Source organism: Sphingomonas aerolata, assembly GCF_023935825.1.
GTDB classification, from domain to species: Bacteria; Pseudomonadota; Alphaproteobacteria; order Sphingomonadales; family Sphingomonadaceae; genus Sphingomonas; species Sphingomonas aerolata.
The window spans coordinates 2,519,067-2,542,341 of record NZ_CP098762.1; the positions used below are offsets into that span (position 1 = coordinate 2,519,067).

General features: G+C 66.3%; 20 protein-coding genes. 12 read left to right on the plus strand and 8 right to left on the minus strand.

Going from position 1 to position 23,275, the window contains the following annotated elements:
* Positions 1 to 46: 46 nt before the first annotated feature.
* Genes NEF64_RS11465 through NEF64_RS11490 form a run of 6 tightly spaced genes read left to right on the plus strand, consistent with a single transcriptional unit; the run spans position 47 to position 5,269 of the window.
* Positions 47 to 1,159 carry a glycosyltransferase family 4 protein gene (locus tag NEF64_RS11465; protein WP_056407782.1) on the plus strand — a complete coding sequence of 371 codons (1,113 nt, stop codon included), beginning with the start codon at positions 47 to 49 and terminating at the stop codon, positions 1,157 to 1,159.
* Positions 1,156 to 2,079 carry a glycosyltransferase gene (locus NEF64_RS11470; protein ID WP_056407780.1) on the plus strand — a complete coding sequence of 308 codons (924 nt, stop codon included), beginning with the start codon at positions 1,156 to 1,158 and terminating at the stop codon, positions 2,077 to 2,079. The genes NEF64_RS11465 and NEF64_RS11470 overlap by 4 nt, the downstream gene beginning before the upstream one ends.
* A complete protein-coding gene (locus NEF64_RS11475) occupies positions 2,076 to 3,179 on the plus strand; it encodes an acyl-CoA dehydrogenase family protein (protein WP_252573754.1) in 1,104 nt (367 codons plus the stop codon). Before NEF64_RS11470 ends, NEF64_RS11475 begins: the two co-directional genes overlap by 4 nt.
* Entirely contained in the window at positions 3,176 to 3,868 is a 693-nt protein-coding gene (locus tag NEF64_RS11480; protein ID WP_235516443.1) for a PIG-L deacetylase family protein, read from the plus strand. Before NEF64_RS11475 ends, NEF64_RS11480 begins: the two co-directional genes overlap by 4 nt.
* On the plus strand, positions 3,852 to 4,430 hold the full coding sequence (locus NEF64_RS11485) for an SAM-dependent methyltransferase (protein ID WP_056407774.1): 579 nt from the start codon (positions 3,852 to 3,854) through the stop codon (positions 4,428 to 4,430). Before NEF64_RS11480 ends, NEF64_RS11485 begins: the two co-directional genes overlap by 17 nt.
* Positions 4,427 to 5,269, plus strand: coding sequence for a glycosyltransferase family 2 protein (locus tag NEF64_RS11490; RefSeq protein WP_056407772.1), 843 nt, complete (start codon positions 4,427 to 4,429; stop codon positions 5,267 to 5,269). The genes NEF64_RS11485 and NEF64_RS11490 overlap by 4 nt, the downstream gene beginning before the upstream one ends.
* On the opposite strand, the gene NEF64_RS11495 is transcribed toward NEF64_RS11490, so the two are convergent.
* Together NEF64_RS11495 and NEF64_RS11500 are read right to left on the minus strand one after the other, a co-directional pair.
* Positions 5,266 to 6,549, minus strand: a complete 1,284-nt coding sequence (locus tag NEF64_RS11495; RefSeq protein WP_056408690.1) for a sensor histidine kinase — start codon at positions 6,547 to 6,549, stop codon at positions 5,266 to 5,268. The two genes, NEF64_RS11490 and NEF64_RS11495, sit on opposite strands and share 4 nt — an antisense overlap.
* Before the next feature lie 29 nt (positions 6,550 to 6,578).
* Entirely contained in the window at positions 6,579 to 7,247 is a 669-nt protein-coding gene (locus tag NEF64_RS11500) for a response regulator (RefSeq protein ID WP_056407771.1), read from the minus strand.
* Positions 7,248 to 7,357: 110 nt separating this feature from the next.
* Here NEF64_RS11500 and NEF64_RS11505 point away from each other — a divergent pair, with 110 nt between their 5' ends.
* The gene (locus tag NEF64_RS11505) at positions 7,358 to 7,981 is read left to right on the plus strand and encodes a hypothetical protein (RefSeq protein ID WP_082446974.1); all 624 of its coding nucleotides are present in this window, start codon (positions 7,358 to 7,360) and stop codon (positions 7,979 to 7,981) included.
* An 85-nt stretch (positions 7,982 to 8,066) separates the two neighbouring features.
* Here NEF64_RS11505 and NEF64_RS11510 read toward each other — a convergent pair whose 3' ends face one another.
* The 3 genes from NEF64_RS11510 to NEF64_RS11520 are packed head-to-tail and all read right to left on the minus strand — an operon-like array spanning position 8,067 to position 10,292.
* Positions 8,067 to 8,405: a hypothetical protein gene (locus NEF64_RS11510; RefSeq protein ID WP_056407768.1), complete on the minus strand. Its 339-nt coding sequence runs from the start codon at positions 8,403 to 8,405 to the stop codon at positions 8,067 to 8,069.
* Positions 8,398 to 9,951 (minus strand): PepSY-associated TM helix domain-containing protein, encoded by a 1,554-nt coding sequence (locus tag NEF64_RS11515; protein WP_252573756.1) that lies wholly within the window; start codon positions 9,949 to 9,951, stop codon positions 8,398 to 8,400. The genes NEF64_RS11510 and NEF64_RS11515 overlap by 8 nt, the downstream gene beginning before the upstream one ends.
* Positions 9,948 to 10,292 (minus strand): iron transporter, encoded by a 345-nt coding sequence (locus NEF64_RS11520; protein ID WP_156360407.1) that lies wholly within the window; start codon positions 10,290 to 10,292, stop codon positions 9,948 to 9,950. The genes NEF64_RS11515 and NEF64_RS11520 overlap by 4 nt, the downstream gene beginning before the upstream one ends.
* Before the next feature lie 188 nt (positions 10,293 to 10,480).
* Between NEF64_RS11520 and NEF64_RS11525 the strand changes: the two genes are divergently transcribed.
* Positions 10,481 to 11,767, plus strand: coding sequence for a glycoside hydrolase family 130 protein (locus NEF64_RS11525; protein ID WP_056407764.1), 1,287 nt, complete (start codon positions 10,481 to 10,483; stop codon positions 11,765 to 11,767).
* Between the two features lie 48 nt (positions 11,768 to 11,815).
* Here the strand turns inward: NEF64_RS11525 and NEF64_RS11530 are convergent, their stop codons facing one another.
* Positions 11,816 to 14,365: a TonB-dependent receptor plug domain-containing protein gene (locus NEF64_RS11530; RefSeq protein WP_252573758.1), complete on the minus strand. Its 2,550-nt coding sequence runs from the start codon at positions 14,363 to 14,365 to the stop codon at positions 11,816 to 11,818.
* Positions 14,366 to 14,722: 357 nt separating this feature from the next.
* On the opposite strand from NEF64_RS11530, the gene poxB reads away from it, so the two are divergent.
* Positions 14,723 to 16,471 carry a ubiquinone-dependent pyruvate dehydrogenase gene (poxB, locus tag NEF64_RS11535; RefSeq protein ID WP_252573760.1) on the plus strand — a complete coding sequence of 583 codons (1,749 nt, stop codon included), beginning with the start codon at positions 14,723 to 14,725 and terminating at the stop codon, positions 16,469 to 16,471.
* A 54-nt stretch (positions 16,472 to 16,525) separates the two neighbouring features.
* Here poxB and NEF64_RS11540 read toward each other — a convergent pair whose 3' ends face one another.
* Together NEF64_RS11540 and NEF64_RS11545 are read right to left on the minus strand one after the other, a co-directional pair.
* The gene (locus tag NEF64_RS11540) at positions 16,526 to 18,193 is read right to left on the minus strand and encodes an MFS transporter (protein WP_031395000.1); all 1,668 of its coding nucleotides are present in this window, start codon (positions 18,191 to 18,193) and stop codon (positions 16,526 to 16,528) included.
* Between the two features lie 49 nt (positions 18,194 to 18,242).
* Entirely contained in the window at positions 18,243 to 19,670 is a 1,428-nt protein-coding gene (locus tag NEF64_RS11545) for a DcaP family trimeric outer membrane transporter (protein WP_107045884.1), read from the minus strand.
* Between the two features lie 147 nt (positions 19,671 to 19,817).
* Here NEF64_RS11545 and acs point away from each other — a divergent pair, with 147 nt between their 5' ends.
* The 3 genes from acs (at position 19,818) to NEF64_RS11560 (ending at position 23,267) form a co-directional block, all read left to right on the plus strand.
* The gene (gene acs / locus NEF64_RS11550; protein ID WP_031395280.1) at positions 19,818 to 21,773 is read left to right on the plus strand and encodes an acetate--CoA ligase; all 1,956 of its coding nucleotides are present in this window, start codon (positions 19,818 to 19,820) and stop codon (positions 21,771 to 21,773) included.
* On the plus strand, positions 21,770 to 22,396 hold the full coding sequence (locus NEF64_RS11555) for a response regulator transcription factor (protein WP_107045885.1): 627 nt from the start codon (positions 21,770 to 21,772) through the stop codon (positions 22,394 to 22,396). Before acs ends, NEF64_RS11555 begins: the two co-directional genes overlap by 4 nt.
* An 82-nt stretch (positions 22,397 to 22,478) precedes the next feature.
* Complete coding sequence (locus NEF64_RS11560; RefSeq protein ID WP_056407757.1) at positions 22,479 to 23,267, plus strand: hypothetical protein; 789 nt, start codon at positions 22,479 to 22,481, stop codon at positions 23,265 to 23,267.
* The last annotated feature ends 8 nt before the right edge of the window (positions 23,268 to 23,275 follow it).

Below are 23,275 nucleotides of genomic sequence, written 5' to 3' on the forward strand. Positions count from 1 at the left end.
CCGAATCGACGCGACCTAGATCGTGATCGCTGGTGAAGGGGTCGGAATGCGAATCGCGATTATTGCGCATCTCAAATATGCCATCCGCGAGCCTTTTGCCGGTGGCCTCGAAATGCATACGCACCTGTTGGCTACCGCGTTACGCCGACGTGGACATGCGGTCACAGTATTCGCATCGATGAAATCCGATCCGGCAATGGGGCTCGAGGCGATCTGCGACGAAACCTCGCTTCTCGAAACCGGCACCGCCGAAGCGCAGGACGTGACGTTCTTCCGCGAACACCATGCCTATCTGCGGCTGATGAGCATGCTAAGAAATCGACGGTTCGACGTCATCCACAACAACTCGCTCCACTATCTTCCCGTCTCGATGGCGGAAACGCTCGATACGCCGATGGTCACGACGCTGCACACACCCCCGTTCTGCTGGCTGGAAAGCGGCATCCGCCTCTGCAAGTCACCATCGATCCGCTTCGTTGCCGTATCTGATACGATCCGTAGTCTGTGGAGCCACGTGACGCCGATCGACCGGACGATCCCGAACGGCATCGACCTTGCGAGCTTCCCCTTCCAACCTGCCGCAAGTCCCGACCGCTATCTCGTCTGGTATGGGCGGATCGTCGCCGAAAAGGGCCTTCATCTGGCGATCGACGCGGCGAGGGTGGCAGGCTATCCGCTCCGCATCGCCGGACCGATCTCCGATCCGGATTACTATGCAGCCGAGATCCTGCCGCGGCTCGGCGCCGACGTCACGCATGTCGGGCATCTCGAGCATGCGGCACTCGGCGCGCTCGTCGGCGGCGCGAGTGCGTTCCTCTGCACGCCTCGCTGGGAAGAACCGTTCGGGCTGGTGGTCGCCGAAGCCCTCGCGTCCGGGACGCCCGTCGCCGCCTTTGCGCGCGGCGCGATTCCGGCGCTCCTCGACGAGTCCTGTGGCACGCTCGCACGCGCGGACGATGTCGCATCGCTCGCGGATGCCGCGCGGCGGGCGGTGCTGCTCGACCGCCGCGCCTGCCGCCTGCGCGCGGAGGCGATCTGCGACGCCGACGTCATGATCGACCGCTATGAGGATTTATACGAAGAGATGATCCAGCCGACACGCCACGCCGCACGGGGCCGCGCGTCTGACTATCCGATCACGTTGACGGGGGCGGCATGACGGACGCCCGCTTTTGCGTGTGCGTGCCCGCGCGTGACGAGGCAGACCGCCTGCCAATTCTGCTCGACGCCCTTGCGCGGCAGGACTTCGATGGACCGATCCGCGTCTCGATCTTGATCAATAACACCGTCGATGACAGCGTCGCCGCGGTGGCCCGGGCACAGGCCGCCTGGGGCGAGCGACTGCATCTCGCCGTAGCGTGCCACGATCTTCCGCCCGAGCGTGCGCACGCCGGCACCGCACGACGCCTGGCGATGGAGGCTGGCTTGGCACGCATCGATCCGGATCGCGGCGTTCTCATCTCCACCGATGCCGATACCCGGCCGCCGTCAGACTGGATCTCGGCGATGCTTCGCGCGATCGACGCGGGGCTTGATATCGTCGGCGGCCGGATCGTCGTCGACGATGCCGAACCGCTCGCCGCGGACATGGATGCGATGCAGGTCAAGCTCGACCGCTACTGGGCCTGTGTTCGCGCGATCGAGGACGACATCGATCCGTGCCGCTGGGATCCGGCGCCCCGTCACGGCGACCATACCGGCGCAAGCCTGGCGATTCTTGCCCCGCTCTACCGTGCGGCGGGCGGTGTCCCCGCTATCCCCGCCGGGGAAGACCGCGCACTGGTCGAGGCGGCGGTCGCGGCAGGCGGTCGGCTCGGTCATCCGATGAGTGTGTGGACCCGTGTGTCAGCGCGCACCATCGGTCGCGCGACCGGGGGCATGGCGGACCATATGCAGGCGCTGTCCGTCCGCGTGGCGCGCGGCGAGCCCACTTTTCTGCCGTCGTTCGATCAGTGGCGCGCACGCGCGGCGTGGCGACGGATGCGACGCGACCAGCCGGGCGGTGAGGCCGGGGTCGCGCGCGATGAACCCCTGCTCCCGCCAATGCGCTGCGACATGCCGCTGGGGCTCGACCGATGAGTGGCCCGACTGCACGGCCGGCCCCCGCTACGCCGTCCCTCGACCTCGTCGAGACGCTCGCGTCCTGCGGCGAGCGTTATGATGCCGCCCCGATGTTTCCCGCGGACAGCATGGCAGCTCTGGTCCGCCACGGCCTGCACCGGCGGTTCGCCCCGCGGGAGCTTGGTGGGCAAGCCAATGGTGCACCGGATGAGCTGTTCGATGCGCTGCGGACGGTCGGACGCGGTGACCTTAGCGTCGGGCGGCTGTTCGAGGGCCATGTCAACGCGCTCGCGCTGTTCGACTGGTATGCATCGGCGGATCAGCTCGCTTGGCTCGATACCGAACTCGACCGCGGCGCCTGGTTCGGCGTCTGGGCGACCGAGCCTCCGCCCGGCGTCGCGGTAACCGACGGTCCTGACGGCCCTGTGCTCGATGGGGCCAAGCACTTCGCAAGCGGCGCCGGCGGTATCGATTACGCGATCGTCACCGCGCGTCCGGCGGCGGGCCAGCGTCCGATCGTCGTCATCCCGGCCGATGATCCCGTGCGTACCGACGCGTCCCGCTGGCGCGTGCGCGGCATGCGCGCGAGCATGAGTGGTCGCTACGAATGTTCGGGCTATCCCGCCGGCGTCATGCAGACGCTAGGCGCACCGGGCGACTATGACCGCGAACCCCGGTTCACCGCGGGCGCATGGCGGTTCCTGGCGGTTCAGCTTGGCGGCATGGAGGGGCTGCTGACCGAGACCCGGCGCGCCTTGTCCGACACTGCACGCGGCGATCCCGTCCAGCGTGCGCGCTTCGCCGAGGCGGTCGTTGCCGCGCGCACCGCCTATCTGTGGATCCGCGAGGCTGCGGGACGTGCCGCGCGTGAGGAGGCCGACGCCACCATCTTCGTCCAGATGACGCGCGGGGTCGTCGAACGTGCCGCGCTCGACGTCATGGAAGCCACCGCGCGTCTTCTCGGTACGCGCAGCGCGTTTGATGGTGAGCGTGCGGACAAGATCAGCCGCGACCTCAGCCTCTATCTGCGTCAGGCAGGCCCCGATTATGCGCGCGATCAGGCGGCGCTTGCCTGGCTCGACCGCGACGTCTGGGGCGCCGGCGACCGCTTGTGGTGACCCCCGCGACTGCACTGAGCCGAAGTCCTTGGCGCAGCGCGCGGTGGCTGGTGCTCGCGCCGCACGCCGATGATGAAACGCTCGGCACGGGGGCATTGATCGCCGATACGGCAGCGCGCAATCGCCTTGCCGGGGTGATGATCCTGACCGACGGATCGGGTTCGCATCCCTGCCCGACGCCGGCGGATCGTAGCGCGCTTATCCGGCGACGGCGCAGTGAGGCACGACATGCCGTCGCGCTGTTGACCGGCGAATGGCGGATCGTCCCGCGGTTTCTCGACTGGCACGATGCAAACCCGCACCGCCCCGAAAGCGCCGCGTTCCGTCGGTCCGTGCGGCAACTCGCGGCCCTGTTGCGCCGGCACGCGGTCGACGCGATCGCGACAACCGCGGCAGGCGAGCCGCATTGTGACCATGCCGCGTGCTTCACGCTTGCGGTGCATGCCGCGCGCGCGGCGCGCAGGCCGGTCGCGATTTTCGAATATGCCGTCTGGGGCGAACGCCCCGAAGGGAAGCGCGTCGTCCGCACCGCGGCGATGCCGACCGCCCGGCGCAGCGCCGCGCTCCGCGCGCACCGCAGCCAGTTGACTGGATTGATGGGCGACGGCTTTCGCCTGCCCCGCGCGCAGCAGCGCATGCCGGGCACCGATCTCCTCTATCTGGCGAACCGACATGCGACCCGACCATAGCCTCGACGCGCGCTATTTCGACGACGTCTTCACCGGCGACGATGATCCCTGGTCGCTCGCCTCGAGCCCGTATGAAGCCGCAAAGTTCGATGCGACGATCGCCGCGATCGACGATCGACGCTATCGTTCCGCCCTTGAGATCGGCTGCGCCCACGGCGTGCTGACCGCGCGGCTTGCGCCTTTGTGCGATACCCTGACCTCGATCGACATCAGCCTGCGCGCCGTCGAGCTTGCCCGGTCGCGCTGCGCCGCACTGCCCAATGTCACGATCGCCCGCTGTGGCTTCCCGGCCGAGACGCCGGACGACGCGTTCGATCTCGTCGTGCTGTCGGAGGTCGTCTATTATTGGGACGACGCTGACATCGAGCGCGCAGCCGCGGCGATCCGCGCCAGCGCCACGCCCGATTGCCGCATCATGCTCGTACACTGGACGGGCGATACCGACTATCCACAGACCGGCGACGCAGCCGTCACCAAGCTGCGCGACCGGCTCGGCGATTTTGCGGTCGAGCGTGCGGAACGGACCGCCGCGTACCGCCTCGACCTGTGGTCCCTGCGATGACGCCGCTCTCCGTCCTGACCCTCGTCAAGGACCGCGAACCCCATCTGATCCAGCTGGTCGAGGGCTTGAAACGGAGCGCTGTCGCCCCCGCCGAACTGATCGTCGTCGACATGAGCAGCGACCCGGTCGCGCAGCCGGAGGCGCCCTTCCCCGTCCACGTCCATCGGCTCCAGACCGGCACTCTCGCGCTTGCCGCCGCGCGCAACCTTGCAGCACGGCACGCGACGTCTGCACATCTGCTGTTCCTCGACGTAGACTGTATCCCGATGGCGCAGTGCCTTGGCAGGATGGGTGCGGTACTCGATGCGGACGATGCGTTGCTCTGCGCGGATATCCGCTATCTCGGACCCGACGACGCGCGTTGGACATGGAACGAAGAGGTCCTGCTGGCAACCGGGCGGCCACATCCGGTGCGCAGCTTTCCCGCAACGGGCACGCGGCGCGAAACCAATCCCGGCCTGTTCTGGTCGCTGGCGTTCGCGATCCGCCGATCACGGTTCGACATGCTGGGTGGCTTTGACGAGGCGTTCGTCGGCTATGGCGCGGAGGACACCGACTTCGGCTTTCGCGCCGAGCATGCACAAACCCCGCTGATCTTCGTCGGTGGGGCGATCGCCTGTCATCAGTATCACGACAGCTATGATCCGCCCGTCCAGCATCTCGACGACATCGTCCGCAACGCAACGGTATTCCATGCGCGCTGGGGCTGGTGGCCGATGCAGGGCTGGCTCGACGCCTTTGTCGCGATGGGGCTGATCGACTATCGCGATGACGGCATCTGCATCCTGCGCCGTCCAAACGCCGCGGACCTGATCGCCGCGCATTCCGGCCAGTCCTAGACCGCGGTACCGATCGGCAATGTGACCGAAGCCGAGAGCCCACCGCCTGGGGCATCGTCGAGGACCAGCACGCCGCCATACAGCGCCGCGAGCTCGCGCGCGATCGCCAGTCCGAACCCATGGCCGTCCTCACGTTCGTCGAGCCGCACGCCAGCATCGGTCGCCCGCTGACGGTCCGCCAGCGCGATGCCCGGGCCATCGTCGACGACGCTGAGCCGGATCATGCCCTGATCGAACATCGCGGCGACACGCACCGTCGTTCGCGCATGCCGCGCGGCATTGTCGATCAGATTTCCCGCCAGCTCGTCAAAATCCGCAGCATCGACCGCAACGCGCAGCGCCGGGTCGATCGCCGCATCGATCACGATGCTGCGCTCCATCCTCAGCCGCCGAATGGTCGATACCAGATCGGCGATCGCGGGAGCGAGTGCGGTGCGGCTCGCATGACCGCCGGCGATGTTGCGTGCCCGAGCAAGATGATGCCGGATCGTTGCGTCGATCCGGGCAAGCTGCGCCGCCTGGGCGGGATCGTCACGCACCGTCAGTGCAAGCGTCGCGACCGGGGTTTTCAGCGCATGCGCCAGATTGGCCGCCGACGCGCGCGCGGTTGCGAGCGCCGCCGCGTTGTCCCGCGCCAGTGCGTTAAGTTCGATCGCGAGCGGACGAAGCTCGTCAGGCTGCGTTTCGGACACACCGGCGGCCCCCCTGCGCATCGCAGCAACGCCGTCGCGCAACGCGCGCAGCGGTCGCAACCCGATCCGCACCTGCACCAGCGTCGCAACGCCCAGCAGGATGCCAAGGATGCCGAGCGTCGCAAGCAACGGCACCACCGCCGCCCGGATCGGTCGGGCGACGACATCGCGCGGTGCCGCCGCGGTCAGCACCACCGGCCCCGCGTCCGTCGCGATCGAAATCCGTCGAGCATGGATCCCGTCCCGCCCTTCCAGTGGTTGCGGACGCGCCTCCCCTTCCCCGCGCAGCGCGTCTCGCGGTGCCGGGCCGGGCGTCCGCAGCGCCGGAAGCTCGGCGGAACTCACCGTCTGTGCCGGACCGCTGATCTGCCATTGCCAGCCGGGGCCGGCATCGAGCAGGCCACGAAGCCGTGTCAGTCGCACCCGGTCGATCCGCCCATCGCCATCGACCGCACCGGCAAGCAGCGACAATTCGGCATCGAGCCGCTGGTCGAGCCCCTGGGTGACGAACCGCTGCAGCACGCCGGCGATCGCCGCACCCGCGACCAAAAGTGCAACGAGGGTGGCGAGCAGTGAAAGGCCAAGCATCCGCCCATGGATCGACCGCGGGATCAGCGTCATCGGGGTGCCGGCGTCGCGAGCCGGTAACCCCGGCCGCGGACGGTATCGATCAGCGATGCGCCGATCTTCTTGCGCAGCCGACCCACGATCACCTCGAGGCTGTTCGAATCGACGTCCGCATCGCCCTCATAGACACGCTCCATCAACGCCAGGCGCTCGATCACCGCGTCCTTCGACAGCATCAGCGCCGACAGCACCCGCCATTCGAGCGCAGTCAGTTTGACCGGCAAACCGTCGAGCTCGAACTGGCCGGTCTGCGTCTCGAATGCGAGCGGACCGCATTCGAGCCGTGTGGCGCCGTGCCCCGCCGCCCGGCGCACCAGCGCACGCAGCCGCATGACGAGTTCCTCGACGCGGAACGGCTTGGTCATGAAGTCGTCGGCCCCCGCCTTGAACCCCGCCACCTTGTCCGACCATCCGTCGCGCGCGGTGAGGATCAGCACAGGAAGGTCGCGCCCCGCCGCCCGCCAGTCCCGCAGGATCGTGACGCCGTCTCGGCCCGGCAGGCCAAGATCCAGCACGGCGGCGTCATAGGCCTCGGTGTCGCCCAGATGCCCCGCATCGACGCCGTTTGCGGCAAGATCGACCGCGCAATTCTCGCCTCGCAAGGCCTTGGCCAGCGCGGGGCCGAGATCGGGATCGTCCTCGACGAGCAATATACGCATGACGACCTCGCTAGCTGTGCACGCTAAACCCAAACTGAACGGGGAAGTTCAGCGGGGCGTGGGGATGCGGCGCCTAGACGCCGGTCATCGACACGAAGAGGAGACGATGAATGCCCCGTTTGATGGACACACTGAACCGCGGAACGCGGATGAAGCTCGCCGCTGCCGCCCTGCTCGGCGTCGGCGTGGCAGGCGGCGCCGGCGCCGTATCGCTGACGCGGCCCGGCATCGAGATGGCACCCACCACGCCGACCGCGATCGCCCGACTGTCGGGCGCGAGCGGCGTGGTGACGGTAAAGGGCCGTGTGGTCGAGATCTTCGGTGACCGCTTCGTCCTTCAGGACGCAACCGGGCGGACGATGATCGATGCCGGTCGCAACGGCGATGGCGTCACTGCCGGTGCGACGATGACGGTACAGGGTCGCTACGACAATGGGCAGCTGCGCGCGTCCTATCTGGTCGATCCGAATGGGCGGATCATCGCCGCCGGCCCCGCGGGCGGGCCGCCGCCGCATGGCTCCGGTGGTCCTCGCGGCCCCGGTGGTCCCGGCCACGATGGTCCGCCGCCCCCGCCACCGGGCGGCGCGAACTTGGCCCCTCCCGGGGCAATGGCGCCGTCCACCGTCCCAGGCTGTGCCCCATCCGTAACCGGTGTCACGCCGCCACCGGCACCCGTCGGCACACCCGTCGCGCAAACGCTACCCCGCGCACCGGCTGCCGCGGTAAATCGCTAGGATGGTTGCGATCCGCCACAACTGTGGCGGATCGAGTCCTCAGGCCAATCGCGAATGACCGGCACCCTCCGTACCGCTTCCGCCGTCAGGCCGAAGCGGTACGGTGTTCGTCTTTCGAAGGTCGTAGGGCACGCGCCATGCCGAGGATCAGGACGACGGGCCGCAAAATGAGCATCGGCGCGACCGACAGCGTGCCGACCATGATGACCGCCGCGATCGAGCCGCCACCCAGAAACCGCACGACGCGTTCGCCGCTGACCGGCGCCCCGCACCGCAGGAACGCCAGCGTCAGCGCGGCGGCGGCGGCGATCCGCAACAGCCGGATCGTCCCGGGTGCGGTGATCCCGAGATCCCGGCGATAGCGAAACGCGGAGGCCGCGAGCAGCATCCAGCCCGCCAGTGTGACGATGATCGTTTCAAGCATGAACCACTCCACGGGCAGGACGTCGTACCGGGGGGGCCGGACGAAGATGCGCGACACGCCATGCTGCCATCCCCAGCACGGTGGCGATCGCGAGCATGGTCAGGTCGAACCCGGCAAATACCGGGTCGTCGCCACGCAATGAGGCCGGCAGACCGCGCGGGGTCGTGACGGCATTGATGACCGGAATTGCGGCAAAGGCGATGGCACCGATCCCGAACCCTTCGATCCAGGCGCGCCGCGGCGATCGGGCCAGCTGCGCGACTGCGACCGCGCCCCAGACCCAGAACATCGCGGCGACTTCGCCATCCGCACGCCCGGCCGCATCGACAGGAATCAATCGGTTCGCCAGGAGATACGCCGCCATCCCGACCGGCAGCCCGGCAATCACCGCTATGTTCAACCGCTCGACGAGCGCCAGCCCCGGAAACGGCGCCGCGCCCGGCCGCCGCCGCTTGGTCGTCCAGAGCAACAGGCCCGTACCGACCATCGCGGCGCCGGTCAGGCCGAGCAGGCAATAGGCCCAGCGCAGCCCGGTACCCGCATAGCTCGCGACGTGCAGACCGAGCATCACCCCCGCGGTCATCAGCGCGGGGCCGGTGCCGCCCGATCGCTCGAGCATTTGCCCAGTGCTTCCCGAATAGGTCACCGATGGCAGCCGCGCATTGATCGACACGCCGGCATGACGATAGACGGTCACCGTTGCCGCACGATCATTAGGATGGCGCACCACGACCCGGGTCGCAGGTGCGCCGAGAAGCGCTTCGGCCTTCTCGATCATCGGCCCGATCGGCAGCAGCGGCGCGGCAATCCCGGTCGCCGCGCGCTCGGTCGGAATGCCGAATGCGACCGCCCCGTAATCGAGCGGCGTCTTGTAGTTCACCATCGCCGGCCACGGCATGTACATCGCCACGAGCGTGATCAGCCCGGTATAGGTGATCATCGCGTGATAGGGCAGCGCGAGCACGGCCGAGACGTTATGCGCATCGAGCCAGCTCCGCTGTCCCTTGTTCCAGCGCAGCGTGAAGAAATCGGCAAAGATCCGCTTGTGCGTGATCACCCCCGACACGATCGCCGCCAGCATCACCATCGCACACAGTCCGGCCAGCCAGCGCCCCCAGGGATAGGGCAGCTGAAGCTGGAAGTGGAACCGATAGAAATGCTCGCCGCCGCGCGTTTCGCGCGCACGGACCGGCTCCCCGCTGCGAGGATCGAGCGTGAGTTCGGCGGGACGTGGCGGTGCCGTCGACGTCGGGCTCCGCTGCTCGAACACGCGCGTCACCGCCGAGCGGGCATCGGGAAGATAGAGGAACCACTGGACGTCGTCCCCCGCGCCGATCCGCTGCAGATAGGTCATCGCGCCTTGCGCCGCCTGCGCAGGCGACACCGTGCTCGCGCGGATTTCGGGTTGCATCCACTGAGTGATTTCGGGCCGGAAATAGCTTGCCGTCCCCGTCAGGAACATCGCGAACAGCAGCCATCCCGCGAGCAGTCCCAGCCACCCATGGATCCACGCCATGCTCTGCCGCAGCGGCAAGGCAGCCGTCATGGGCGGACCCCGAGCAAGGCCAGTGCCAGGCCGATCGCCGCGCTGCCGCCCCAGATGCCGAGCATGACGCGCATCACGCGTGGCCCGTGAAAGCTCCAAAGCGCGGCGATTGCGTAGACCAGGAACGAGAGGATCATTCCCCAGCTGGTCGCCTCGGCACGGTCCACTGGCAGCAGCCGCGCGATCAGCGTGGCGACCGCCGAGGCAAGAACATAGCCACCGACCAGCGCGGTCCCGATCCGGGCAATCATCGGCACGACCGCAGGACGCAAGCGACGCCGCGGCGACGTTGCCGTCCGCCTTAGATCCGGCGTGCGCTGCGGGGTGGCCTGCATGGTCATGCCCTACAGAAGTTTGCGAGTGGTTATCAATAGCAAAGTTGTTGCACGATATCCGGTAAGGTCCGAGAGCAGCAGGTTACGGGGAAATCCGCCGCGGCGATGCGATCCGTGGATATAAATGCGCGGTCTATCGCTGAACGGGGCAAGGGTGTGCGCATGCAGGACGCCGCCCGATGAAAGGTCCGCGCATGGAAGCTGCCAACGTCTTCAAGAAGCTTGAGATCGAACTCAAGCCCGATCCTTCGCGAACGGTGATCCGCCCGTTCAGCTTCAGCTACCCCGAGGCATTTGCGGCCGATCGTCCATCGCGCGCGCAAAAGGTGGCGCAGCGGGTGATGGCACTCGACCCCGCGCTGCGCAAACGCATGGTCGAACTGCTCGCAAAACCGATGGAGGAGCGGCATCGCAATGCCGATGACGTCTTCCGCCGCCGCTTTGCCGAGGTTCAAGACGAGCTTGATATCGGCGACATCGACGCCGACGAGGCCCTGCTGCTGGGCGCCTATTTCAGTCAGGAATATGCGTTCGAGTCGGCGGCCCTTTTCAATCCGAGCATCGCGCGGATCGACGACGAACCCGGATCGGCTACGGGCGGCGTCAAGTTCGTGCTGTCGTTGCGCGGCATCGGCGAAGGACATATCTCCTCGGTCACGTTCCGCACCGGCGAATGGGGACCCGACGATCGCCTCGTGATCGATCCGGCAAGCCCGCATGGTGTGCCGCCACGAATCGACCGCAACCAGGATGGCTGGGTCCGGCTCTTATGCGACGACAGCCAGGACGCGTCGGAAACGGTCATCTTTCCCGTGCTGCCCAGCCAGCGCCAGGGGGTCGAGGATCTGCGCCTCGTCAATTTTACCGATCACGACGGCGTTCGCAGCATCATCGGGACCTATACCGCGTTCGACGGACGCAAGGTTCAGCAGGAAATGCTCCGCGGCGTCGACATGCGGACCTTCGAGATGCGCCCCCTCGCCGGCGCCATGACCGGCTACAAGGGCATGGCGCTGTTCCCGCGCCGGATCGATGGCCAGTTCGTGATGCTCGGACGGCAGGACAGCGAGACGATCTGGCTGCTCCGCTCGGACGATCTTTACACTTGGGACCGCGGGACGCCGATCATGGCACCGAAATATCCGTGGGAATTCGTGCAGCTTGGCAATTGCGGATCCCCGATCGAGATCGACGAGGGCTGGCTGGTCTTCACCCACGGCGTCGGCATGGTCCGCGGCTATTGCATCGGCGCGTGCCTGCTCGACAAGGCGGACCCCAGCCGTGTGCTGGCGCGCACGCCTTCCCCGCTCCTGTTCCCGAGCGCGGAGCAGCGTGGCGGCTATGTGCCGAACGTCACCTATAGCTGTGGCGGGCTGTTGCAGGGGCGCCGCATCCTGCTGCCCTATGCGATCGGCGACGAATATACCGCGTTCGCCACCGCGCAGGTCGATGATATCCTGTCGGTCATGGCACCCGCCTGACCCACAGGCAGGTTCGGGCGCGGCCGCCGAGCGCCGCGCCCGATCTCGTCAGAAGGTAATATTGAAGCGCGCGTAATAATAGCCGCCGTTGATGCCGTAGGGACTGAACGTCAGCGGCCCGTCGAGAACATTGGCGTCGTTGACCAGCGAGTTGGTCGACCCCGGCACCAGCCCGACGGTCGGCGGCCGCTTGTTGAACAGGTTGTTGGCGCCGACCGACAGCTTGAGTGCGGCGGTCAGGTCATAGTTGAGTTCGACGTCGCCGATGAACGCCGACCCGACCGTCTGCTTGTAATATTCGCCGCCATCCGGGGTCAGATACGCCGTCGTCTTGCCGTAGACGGTCCCGCGCAGCGTCGCGCCGAACTTGTCGACCGCATAGACGATCGAACCGATCACCTTGGTCTTGGGCGACGCCGTCTCGAGATAGCTGATCGCCTCATCGTCGAAGAGCGGGATGCCGCCGAGCATCGCAGGCGCCGCATTCAGCCTGAGCGCCTTGGTCTCGTTATAATTGCCCGACAGCATCCAGTTCACTTTGCCATAGTCGGCAAGATCGGTGACGTAGCTCACCACCAGATCGATGCCGCGCGTCCGCGTGTCCGCGCCATTGGTGAAGATGTTGATCCCGGTCTGATTGACGGTCGGGTCGAGGATGTTGCCGTTCGCCCGAATGGCCGCGGTCACGATCGGGAAGTTCGTCGCACCACCGCTGCCGTACAGAGAGCCGGTCCCGAGGATGCGGTCGCGGATTTTGACCTGATAGGCGTCGAGCGTGATCGTCAGGCGTGGCGCCGGGCGCAGTACGGTCCCCAGGCTGAAATTGGTCGATTTCTCCGGCTTGAGATTGGCAAACCCTAGGAGCTTGGCCGCGGCGGAATTGGCCGGCAGCTGCACGAACGCGGACGTCGGCGAGACATTGGTCGCTGAATAATAGGATTCTGCGAGCGTCGGCGCCCGGAACCCGGTCGAGACCGTGCCGCGAAGTGCGAACGCGTCCGAAAAGTCGTAGCGGCTCGTCCCCTTGTAGATGAACTTGCTGCCGAAATCGGAATAATGTTCATAGCGTCCGGCAACATCGACCTTCAGCCCGTCGATCGGCATCATCGCGACATCGACATAGGCCGCCTGGCTGTTGCGGCCGTTCACGCCCGCATCGGATGGCCGGAACCCGGGATAGGATTGCCCGCCCTCCTTATAGATCGATGCGGCATCGCCCGAGCCGATCTCGTACACGTTCTTCCGGTACTCCGCGCCGAATGCGAGGTTTAGCGGGGCCGCCATGCCCACCGCGATCTCGCGGGTGACATCGGCGTTCGCGGTGAACTCGGTCGCCTTGAAGAAGCCGTTATAGAAGCTCGTCGGCGTAAATCCGGTATCCGCGTAGAGCGAGGCGTTGGCGGAATCGACGGTATAGATGAGGTTCTTGTCCTGCCCGAAACTGGTCGACACGTCGTAATTGAAGCCGCTCAGCAGCCCGCGAACCCCGCCGGTAAACGCCATGTCGTCCTCGCGGATCTTCTCGCGCGGCGAAAAGCCGTTGACCGGGCTGTCGCCGTCAGGATCGAAATAGGTCGTGACCCCGCCGACCGTCCGCGAGACCCGCGTCGGGACACGCAGATTTTCGTACGCGCTGGCGATCCGCTTCGAATAGGTGCCGAAACTATACACCTCCGCCGCGCCGAAGTCGTAGGCGCTGTTAAATTGCAGGTTGGTGAGGCGGGATTGCGCATCACCGTTGATCCGATTGACGTACGGGAAGCCCGAAATATTCGGGTAGAGCTGCTGTTGCAGGGGACTGAGCGCCGGCGACGTTGTGCCGGTCAGCAACTTGCCATCACCGTCCGTCACCCGCCGGTCGAGCCCACCGACCTGCGTGAAGTCGTGATAGCGGTGGAATGCGGTCACGTTGAGGAAGCCGTCCTCGCCGATCTTCGTCGCGAGATGTAGCGTCCCGGCATAGGTCCGTCCGCCCGTCTGGTAATTCTCGCCCGCGGTCGCATAGCCATCGCCGCCCGTATCGCCGTCCTTGAGGATGATGTTGATCACCCCGGCGATCGCATCCGAGCCATATTGGGCCGCCGCGCCGTCTTCCAGAACCTCGATCCGCTTGATCGACGAGGGGGAGATCAGGTCCAGATCCGCGGTCGCCGCACCCTGATAGGGCCCGCCGAGCACTGCGAGGTTGGCGGTCCCATGCCGGCGCTTGCCGTTGACGAGCACCAGTGTGTGGTTGGGGCTCAGCCCGCGCAGCCGGGCGGACAGCGTCAGGTTCGCGGTGTCGCCGCCAAATGCCTGCGCGGTGAAGGACGGGACCAACTGCGTCAGGATCTGGTTCAGATTGGGCTGGCCGACATGGCTCATCATGTCGGCATCAAGCACCTTGATCGGCGCCGCGCTTTCGGCAGCAGTAATGCCGGTCGCACGCGTCCCCGTCACGATGATGTCGTCGGGCGTATCACTTGTCGGCGCGCTGGCCGATCCTACCGTGGCGGGGTTTGTCGTCTGGGCAAGCTCTTGGGCACTGGCCGAAACATGCCCCCCAGCAGCAAGGGCAACGATCAAGGCGTGACGCGAGATATGATGAGCAATCTTCATTAGGCTACCCCCGAATGGTGAGCGCCTTTTCGGATCCTTCCCTCAAGTCCATCGACGATTTACGTCGTTTGCTCACGCAATACTGGCCGTGCCGAAATCAATCCTTTGTCATGGGCCCGGGATGTTGCCGGGATCCGTTGCGCATGCTCGGGTCTCCAAATTTTGAATGCAACCGATTCAGGGTAACGAGATCGTATCCGCACGCGTTTTCGGACCGAAAATTCGGACTTGTTACATTTCTGCAACGATCCGGTCATACCGCTCCTAGGGTCAATTCCGCGATTCCGCCGCGTCACTTGCCGCCGGGACGCGTTGAGGCCTCGACCTTCACCATTTTTCGAGACCCGGAGACGCCCGATGCCCAAGACCCTGATCGCCGACCTGTTCGTCGAGACGCTCGAACTTGCCGGCGTCGAGCGCATCTATGGCGTGGTCGGCGACAGCCTGAACGGTCTCACCGAAGCGCTCAGGCGGCGCGGAACGATCGAATGGGTGCACGTCCGCAACGAGGAAGCGGCGGCCTTCGCGGCCGGCGCCGAAGCGCAACTCACCGGCAAGCTCGCGGTCTGCGCTGGCTCCTGCGGGCCGGGCAACCTGCATCTGATCAACGGGCTGTACGACTGCAACCGGACCCGCGTGCCCGTGCTGGCGATTGCCGCGCAGATACCGAGCGCGGAAATCGGCTCCAATTATTTCCAGGAAACCCGTCCCGAGGCGCTGTTCCGCGAATGCAGCGTCTATTGCGAGACGATCTCCGATGCCGATCAGATGCCGCGCACGCTCGACACAGCGATCCGTGCCGCGGTCGGCCATCGTGGCGTCGCAGTCGTCGCGATGCCGGGTGATGTCGCATTGCGCACGACCACGGGCCTTATCGCCCGATCCCGCACCGCGTTGCTGCCCGAAGCGGCCACGATCATCCCCGATCAGGACGCGCTCGCCCGCCTTGCCGCGCTGCTGAACGACGCCGGCAAGGTGACGATCCTCGCGGGTCGCGGCTGTCGGGGGGCGCATGCGCAACTCGTCGCGCTTGCCGGCGTGCTCCAGGCACCGGTTGTCCATGCACTCGGCGGCAAGGAATTCGTCGAATATGACAATCCTTACGATGTCGGCATGACCGGGCTGATCGGTTTCTCGTCCGGCTATGATGCGATGATGGCGTGCGACACGCTGCTGATGCTCGGGACCGACTTCCCCTATCGCCAATTCTATCCGGAAAAGGCGAAGGTGGCGCAGATCGACCTGCGGCCCGAAAATCTCGGGCGCCGCACCGCGATCGATCTCGGACTGGTCGGCGACGTCGGCGCGACGATCGACCATCTGCTGCCGCTGCTGACACGCGAGCGCGACGGCGCCTTCCTGCGCGACGCACGCGAGGATTACGCCAAGTCGCGCAAAGGCCTGGACGAGCTCGCGACCGGCACCCCGGGCAGCGGCGTGATCCACCCGCAGCATGTCGCGCGCGGCGTCAGCTACCTGGCAAGCGACGACGCCGTCTTTGCATGTGATGTCGGCACCCCGACCGTCTGGGCAGCGCGCTACCTCGAGATGAACGGCCGCCGCCGACTGATCGGGTCGTTCAACCATGGCTCGATGGCAAACGCCCTGCCCCAGGCGATCGGCGCGCAGGCCGCCTATCCCGGCCGTCAGATCGTCAGCCTGTCGGGCGACGGTGGCCTCGCGATGCTGATGGGTGAATTGCTGACCGTTCGGCAGCTCGGCCTGCCCGTGAAGATCATCGTCTTCAACAACGGCACGCTCGGCTTTGTCGAAATGGAGATGAAGGCGGCGGGGATGATCGAGACCGGCGTCGCGCTCGATAATCCCGATTTCGCCGCGATGGCGCGCGCGATCGGTCTGCACGGCGTTCGCGTCACCGACCCTGGCGAGGTCAAGGCCGGCGTACGCGAGGTGCTCGCGCATCCGGGGCCCGCGCTGCTCGATGCCGTCACGGCGCGCACCGAACTGTCGATGCCGCCCAAGATCACGCTCGAACAGATGAAGGGCTTCACGCTCTATATGGCGAAAGCGGTGATGAGTGGTCGGGGGGATTCGATCGTCGAACTCGGCAAGACCAATGCCGGATTGTTCAAGACGCTGTTCTGAAACAGATCCGGGGTGCGGCGGCTGCCGCACCCCGGGACTGCTCGATACTTGCGTTCAGCCGTGCAACGAGCGGCGGAACGTCTCGGGCAGGAAGACCAGACCGACCAATGCGGTAACCGCACAGGCCAGGATCGGGTACCAGAGCCCGTAATAGATGTCCCCGGTCGCCGCGACCATCGCAAAGGCCGCAGTCGGCAGGAAGCCGCCGAACCAGCCATTGCCGATATGATAGGGCAGCGACATCGACGTGTAGCGGATCCGCGTCGGGAACAGTTCGACCAGCAGCGCGGCGATCGGGCCATAGACCATCGTCACGTACAGCACGAGCAGGACGAGGATCGCGACGACCATCGGCTTGTTGATCTGCGCCGGGTCCGCCTTTTCGGGATAGCCGACCGCGGTCAGTGCGGTCTTCACCTCGGCGCCGAACGCCTTGATCGCTGCAGTACGATCGGCCCCTGTCACGATCGCCGGATTGACGACCGGAATGGTCGCGCCGCCGATATGGATTTGTGCGACCGTGCCCGCCGGTGCGACGACGTTGGTGTAGGAAATGCCGGCCTTGGCCAAATACGACTTGGCGATGTCGCACGAGCTGCTGTCGAACTTGTTCTTGCCGACCGGATCGAACTGCACCGAGCATTCATCGGGGTTGGCGACGACGCTGACCGGCGACGACAGCTGCGCGGCATAGAGCGCCGGGTTGGCTGCCTTCGACAGCGCGTGGAACAGCGGCATATAGGTCAGTGCGGCGAGGGCACAGCCGGTCAGGATGATCCATTTCCTCCCGACCTTGTCCGAAAGCCAGCCGAAGAAGATGAACGCGGGTGTCGCGATCAGCAGCGCGATTGCGATCAGGATGTTCGTCGTCGGCCCGTCGACACGGAGATTCTTTTCGAGGAAGAACAGCGCGTAGAACTGGCTGGTGTAGAAAACGACGCCCTGCCCCACGACCGCACCGAACAGCGCGATCAGCACGATCTTGAGGTTGCCCCATTTGGCGAACGCCTCGGTCAGCGGTGCCTTGGAGGTCTTGCCCTCCTCCTTCATCTTCTGGAACACGGGGCTCTCTTCGAGCTGCATCCGGATCCAGAGCGACACCGCGAGCAGCGCGATCGAGACGATGAACGGGATACGCCAGCCCCAGGCCGCGAACGCCTCCTCGCCGACGAGCGTGCGCACACCGATGACGATCAGCAGGGCGGCGAACAGACCGAGCGACGCCGTGGTCTGGATGAAGCTGGTGAACAGCCCGCGCTTCTTGTCGGGCGCATGCTCGGCGACATAGGTCGCAGCACCGCCATATTCGCCGCCGAGCGCGAGGCCCTGCAGCAGCCGCAGCACGACCAGCGCGATCGGCGCGGCGACGCCGACCGAGGCATAGCTCGGAAGCAGACCAACGAGGAACGTCGACAATCCCATGATCGCCATCGTGACGAGGAAGGTGTTCTTGCGCCCGACGACATCGCCGATCCGCCCGAACACCAGCGCACCGAACGGCCGCACCGCGAACCCGGCCGCGAACGCCGCGAGCGCGAAGATAAAACCGGTCGTCTCGTTGACGCCCGAGAAGAACTGCGCAGTGATGATCGTCGCGAGCAGCCCGTACAGATAAAAGTCATACCATTCGAACACCGCGCCGAGCGACGACGCGATGATGATCAGTGGCTGGCTCTGCTTCACGTGACCAAGGGGCGATGCGTCCCCTGTTGTCGTTGCCATGGCGGTATCCTCTCAAGTGGAGCGGTGGTGATTTTGGAACGTCGGGCGATCAGAACCCGTATTTGATGGCGAATTCCATGCGGTCGAGCGCACCGGTGTCACCCGAGACCAGTTCGCGGACGGCGTGGCGATATTCGACGCCGATGTCGAAGCCCTTGCCGGGCGACCAGAACAGGTTGGCAGCACCGCCATAGGACTTGGCATTGGCCAGCCCCGTGACGATCACGCCGGCCGGATAATCGGCCGATTGGTAGCTGCCCATCAGCGTCGAGTGGATCGCATCGGTCCAGCCGATACGCAGTGCCGCGAAGCCCGCGAAATTGTCGATCCGCTCGAGCTGCGTCGCGGTGCCGCCGTAGATCGCATCGGGGACATATCCCAATCCCAGATACCGGCCGATGCCCTGGCCGTAGGTCGCCATGAAGCGCAGGTCGTGACGCTTGCCGATCGGGATCTTGCCGGACCCGGAAACACCCCAGCCAAAGGCGGTATCGCCGCGGCCCAGCGTATCGGTGCGCAATTCGCGCGCGATGCCGGCCAGTGCGAAATCGCCCAGTGTCGACTTCCAGTTCAGCCGTGCCACCACGTCAGGCAGGCGGTCGTCATCCGTGTCGACCAGCGCCGCATTGGCGGGCAGCGCCGTTTCCGTTTCGGGATTCTCGACCGCGACCTGCAACGTCAGCCCGGTTCGCAAGGGGATGGAGTAGCGGATCAGCGCCTGACGGTTGAACACCGTGCCGTCCAGCGGGCCGACGAAATCGGTCGTTTCGGGCAGCACCGCGATGTTCTGGAAGGTGGACCATTCCTGCCCGACCAGCAGATTGCCATATTCGATGAAGCCACGGCGGAAAGTGGGCGTGTAGGGGTTGGTCGCGCGCTGGGCACCGACCGGCGCCGTCGCGAGCGCGAAATCGAACTCCACCAGCGTCTTTATGTCGGTACCGTTCATCGGAGTTGCCGTGCTGAACTGCAGGCGGGTCTGGCGCGCCGAGAGCAACAGGTCCTGGCTGGAGAACCCGCCGCCGACCGGGATCTGCTGCGGCAGGAAGAACTCCTTGCCCAGCCCCCCGACCGCGACCTCGCCACCGCTGTAGCGGCTGGCGATGGCGTTGAGGCGAACGAAACCGCCCAGCTTGACCGTCGTGTTCCCCATGCGAAAACCGTCGGTCGGTGCCGAATTTGTCGCGACAGGCTTGGCCTGGGCCACATTGGTCGCGCCGGGCGATCCGCCGGGCGACGCGGCCGGCGCCGTCACCTGCGACGCAGCGACGGCGGTCTGTGGGGACAGCGTCGGGGCCGCGGCGGCGGTTGCACGCGCTGCGGTCAACTCACCGCGAAGGTCCTGGACCGCGGCTTCGAGCGCCTTGAGCCGTGCTTCGAGTTCCGCCTCTCGCGCGGTCTGGCCAAAGGCGGCGCCTGGAGTCAACCCGACAAGGGCGGTGCCAAGCAGCAACGTCGTGAATACCGATCGTTTCATCCCAACCTCCTGGTTGCTCCACTGGTCTGACGCGTAGATGCAAGCAGCGGGACGATGGCGGATCGCCCGGGCGGGATCATCCCTGACTTTGGTTGGGGGTGCCGCGTGCCGCGCGACCGTCTAGAACGGCGGCAAAAGGAGAGTGTGATGACCGAGGCCAGCTATCCCGTTCCCGCAGCATGGGCCAAGGACGCACGGATCGATGCCGCCGCCTATGACCGGATGTATGCCGAGGCCGCGACTGATCCCGATGCCTTCTGGGCGAAAGAGGCGCAGCGGCTCGACTGGATCATTTCCCCGACCAAGATCAAGGACACGTCGTTCGACGAGGCCGATTTCCGCATCCGCTGGTTCGAGGACGGCCAGCTCAACGTCGCCACCAATTGCGTCGATCGCCACGCCGATGCACGCCCCGATGCGACCGCGATCCTGTGGGAAGGCGACGACCCCGCCGACTCGCGCACGATCAGCTACGCCGAGCTGCGCGACGAAGTGTCCCGGCTCGCCAATGCGATGAAGGCACGCGGCGTCGCGAAGGGGGACCGCGTCACGATCTATCTGCCGATGATCCCCGAAGCCGCGTTCGCGATGCTCGCCTGTGCGCGGATCGGCGCGATCCATTCGGTTGTGTTCGGCGGCTTCTCCCCCGACAGCCTGTGCAACCGGATCCACGATTGCGACAGCCGCGTCGTCATCACCGCGGACGAAGGGCTGCGCGGCGGCAAGACGATTCCGCTGAAGGCCAATGTCGATGCCGCGCTCGATCAGGGCGATCTCGGCGTCGAGACCGTCATCGTCGTCCGCCGCACCGGCGGCGACATCGCGATGACAGAGGGTCGCGATTGCTGGTATCACGAGTGCGTTGCGAACCAGTCGACCGACTACGCGCCCGAGCCAATGAACGCCGAGGATCCGCTGTTCATCCTCTACACCAGCGGATCGACCGGCCAGCCCAAGGGCGTGCTCCACACCACCGGCGGCTATCTCGTCTGGGCGTCGATGACGCATGAATATGTGTTCGATTACCGCGCGGGCGACGTGTTCTGGTGCGCGGCCGATGTCGGCTGGGTCACGGGGCACACCTATTCGCTGTACGGCGCGCTCGCCAACGGCGCGACGACGGTGATGTTCGAGGGCGTTCCCAATTACCCCGACCACAGCCGCTTCTGGCAAATCGTCGACAAATATCAGGTCAGCACGCTCTACACCGCACCGACCGCGCTGCGCGCGCTGATGCGCGAGGGCGACGACTGGGTCACGCGGACCAGCCGCAAGTCGCTTCGGCTGCTCGGGTCGGTCGGCGAGCCGATCAACCCGGAGGCCTGGAACTGGTATCACAATGTCGTCGGTGAAGGCCGCTGCCCGATCGTCGACACCTGGTGGCAGACCGAGACCGGCGGACACATGATCAGCCCGCTCCCCGGTGCGACCGCGCTCAAGCCCGGCAGCGCGACCAAGCCATTGTTCGGCGTGGTGCCCGAACTGGTCGATGCCGACGGCAAGGTGCTGGACGGCGCGGTCGAGGGCAATCTCGTGATCGCCGACAGCTGGCCAGGGCAGATGCGGACCGTGTGGAACGATCATGCGCGCTTCTTCCAGACCTATTTCTCGACCTATCCGGGCAAGTATTTCACCGGTGACGGCTGCCGCCGCGACGCGGATGGCTATTACTGGATCACCGGCCGCGTCGACGACGTGATCAACGTCAGCGGCCACCGCATGGGCACCGCCGAAGTCGAGAGCGCGCTGGTCGCACATTCGAAGGTTGCCGAAGCCGCGGTCGTCGGCATGCCGCACGACGTGAAGGGCCAGGGCATCTATGCCTATGTCATGCTCAACGCGAATGCCGAACCCAGCGAAGAGTTGCGCAAGGAACTCGTCCAATGGGTCCGCCGCGAGATCGGCCCGATCGCGACGCCCGATGTCCTCCAGTTCGCCCGCGGCCTGCCGAAAACGCGCTCGGGCAAGATCATGCGCCGGATCCTGCGCAAGATCGCCGAGAACCAGCTCGACGGTCTGGGCGATACCTCGACGCTCGCCGATCCGACGGTCGTCGACGCGCTGATCACGGGTCGCGAAAAGGCCACCGCCGCCTTCGCATGACCGCGCGCACGATCCTGATCGCCGACGACCACCCGCTGTTTCGCCAGGCGTTGAAGCTGGCGGTCGGTCGCGCGGCCCCCGATGCGGTGATCCTCGAGGCGGGGCAGCTCGGCGAGGCGATCGAGGCGGCGCGCGGCGCCGCCCGCCTCGATCTCATCCTGCTCGACCTGCGGATGCCGGGGTCGGAGGGCTTTGCGGGTGTCGCGCTGCTGCATGCCGAGCGTCCCGACACGCCGATCGTCGTCATCTCGTCCGCCGACGAGGCGGAGGCCGCGCCGCGCGCGCGCGCCTATGGCGCGGTCGGCTTCGTGTCGAAGACCGCCGATCTCGCCACGCTCGAAAATGCGGTCGCGCGCGCGCTGGCGGGCGACCGCGATGCCCCCGTCGCCGCCCTGCCGGCCGATGACATCTCCAATCGCGTCGCCAGCCTGACCCCGACCGAATTGAAAGTATTGCTCGGCGTTCTCGCGGGGCGACTCAACAAGCAGATCGCGTTCGACCTCGGCGTTTCGGAGGCGACCGTAAAGGGCCACATGACCGCGATCCTGCGCAAGCTCGGCGTCCAGAACCGCACCCAGGCGGTGCTTGCCGCGCGCGCGCTCGACATTCGCTTCGCCGACTAGCCGACCGCCTCCCACTTGCGAGACGAGCCGCACGGCAATCGACGTCTTGCGACACCACCTTGCGCGGTCTAGGCGACCATCAATGGCTTCGACGTCCTACCTGTCCGCGTCGAACCGATCGCGCCAGCCGCTCTGGCGGCGCGCGCGTTCATTCCTGCTGGCGATCGCCGCGCATGTCGTCGTCATTCTCCTGCTGCTGCGGCTCGCGCCAACGCCGACCAAGCCCGAGCCGACGCCACCGCCCAGCAGCTTCCGCCTGTTACCCGACCGCGAGACGAAACCCGAGACCCCGCAACGCCCGGTGATCGAAAAGGCGAAGAAGGTCGCCGGCGGCGCCTCGCCCAGATCGCCCCGCCCGCCATCGACCGCGCCGGCGTCGGACCCGCGCCCCGTCACCCCTGCCCCGGCCTTCCCCAAGATGCTGGCGGGCGGCATGGAGTTGTTCGATTCGGCGGACATATCCAAGATCCCGTCGCACCCGGGCGATCGCCAGGCGGGCGGCTCCGACACCGATGGCGCGGGCGCTGGCAAGGACAGCGGCTCTGCCTACGGCCCGGGCGAAGGTCCAAGTGGCGAGCGGCTCTACAATGCCGAATGGTATACCGAACCGAGCCATGCCGAACTTGCGGGCTATGTTCCCAATGGCGCACCCCCGGGCAGCTGGGCACTGATCGCCTGCCGGACCGCGGAGAATTACAGGGTCGAGAATTGCCGGTCGCTCGGCGAATCCCCGGTCGGCTCGGGGCTGGCCCGCGCAATGCGGCAGGCCGCATGGCAGTTCCGCGTGCTGCCGCCCCGGGTCGGCGGCAAGAAGATGATCGGCGCCTGGGTCCGCATCAAGATCGACTTCACCAGCGCACCGAACAAATAGGCGCGCTG

Coding starts and splice junctions, on each gene's coding strand:
- NEF64_RS11465 (WP_056407782.1), top strand. CDS start 47: ATGCGAATCGCGATTATTGCGCATCTCAAATATGCCATCCGCGAGCCT.
- NEF64_RS11470 (WP_056407780.1), top strand. CDS start 1,156: ATGACGGACGCCCGCTTTTGCGTGTGCGTGCCCGCGCGTGACGAGGCA.
- NEF64_RS11475 (WP_252573754.1), top strand. CDS start 2,076: ATGAGTGGCCCGACTGCACGGCCGGCCCCCGCTACGCCGTCCCTCGAC.
- NEF64_RS11485 (WP_056407774.1), top strand. CDS start 3,852: ATGCGACCCGACCATAGCCTCGACGCGCGCTATTTCGACGACGTCTTC.
- NEF64_RS11490 (WP_056407772.1), top strand. CDS start 4,427: ATGACGCCGCTCTCCGTCCTGACCCTCGTCAAGGACCGCGAACCCCAT.
- NEF64_RS11495 (WP_056408690.1), bottom strand. CDS start 6,549: ATGCTTGGCCTTTCACTGCTCGCCACCCTCGTTGCACTTTTGGTCGCG.
- NEF64_RS11500 (WP_056407771.1), bottom strand. CDS start 7,247: ATGCGTATATTGCTCGTCGAGGACGATCCCGATCTCGGCCCCGCGCTG.
- NEF64_RS11505 (WP_082446974.1), top strand. CDS start 7,358: ATGCCCCGTTTGATGGACACACTGAACCGCGGAACGCGGATGAAGCTC.
- NEF64_RS11510 (WP_056407768.1), bottom strand. CDS start 8,405: ATGCTTGAAACGATCATCGTCACACTGGCGGGCTGGATGCTGCTCGCG.
- NEF64_RS11515 (WP_252573756.1), bottom strand. CDS start 9,951: ATGACGGCTGCCTTGCCGCTGCGGCAGAGCATGGCGTGGATCCATGGG.
- NEF64_RS11520 (WP_156360407.1), bottom strand. CDS start 10,292: ATGACCATGCAGGCCACCCCGCAGCGCACGCCGGATCTAAGGCGGACG.
- NEF64_RS11525 (WP_056407764.1), top strand. CDS start 10,481: ATGGAAGCTGCCAACGTCTTCAAGAAGCTTGAGATCGAACTCAAGCCC.
- NEF64_RS11530 (WP_252573758.1), bottom strand. CDS start 14,365: ATGAAGATTGCTCATCATATCTCGCGTCACGCCTTGATCGTTGCCCTT.
- poxB (WP_252573760.1), top strand. CDS start 14,723: ATGCCCAAGACCCTGATCGCCGACCTGTTCGTCGAGACGCTCGAACTT.
- NEF64_RS11540 (WP_031395000.1), bottom strand. CDS start 18,193: ATGGCAACGACAACAGGGGACGCATCGCCCCTTGGTCACGTGAAGCAG.
- NEF64_RS11545 (WP_107045884.1), bottom strand. CDS start 19,670: ATGAAACGATCGGTATTCACGACGTTGCTGCTTGGCACCGCCCTTGTC.
- acs (WP_031395280.1), top strand. CDS start 19,818: ATGACCGAGGCCAGCTATCCCGTTCCCGCAGCATGGGCCAAGGACGCA.
- NEF64_RS11555 (WP_107045885.1), top strand. CDS start 21,770: ATGACCGCGCGCACGATCCTGATCGCCGACGACCACCCGCTGTTTCGC.
- NEF64_RS11560 (WP_056407757.1), top strand. CDS start 22,479: ATGGCTTCGACGTCCTACCTGTCCGCGTCGAACCGATCGCGCCAGCCG.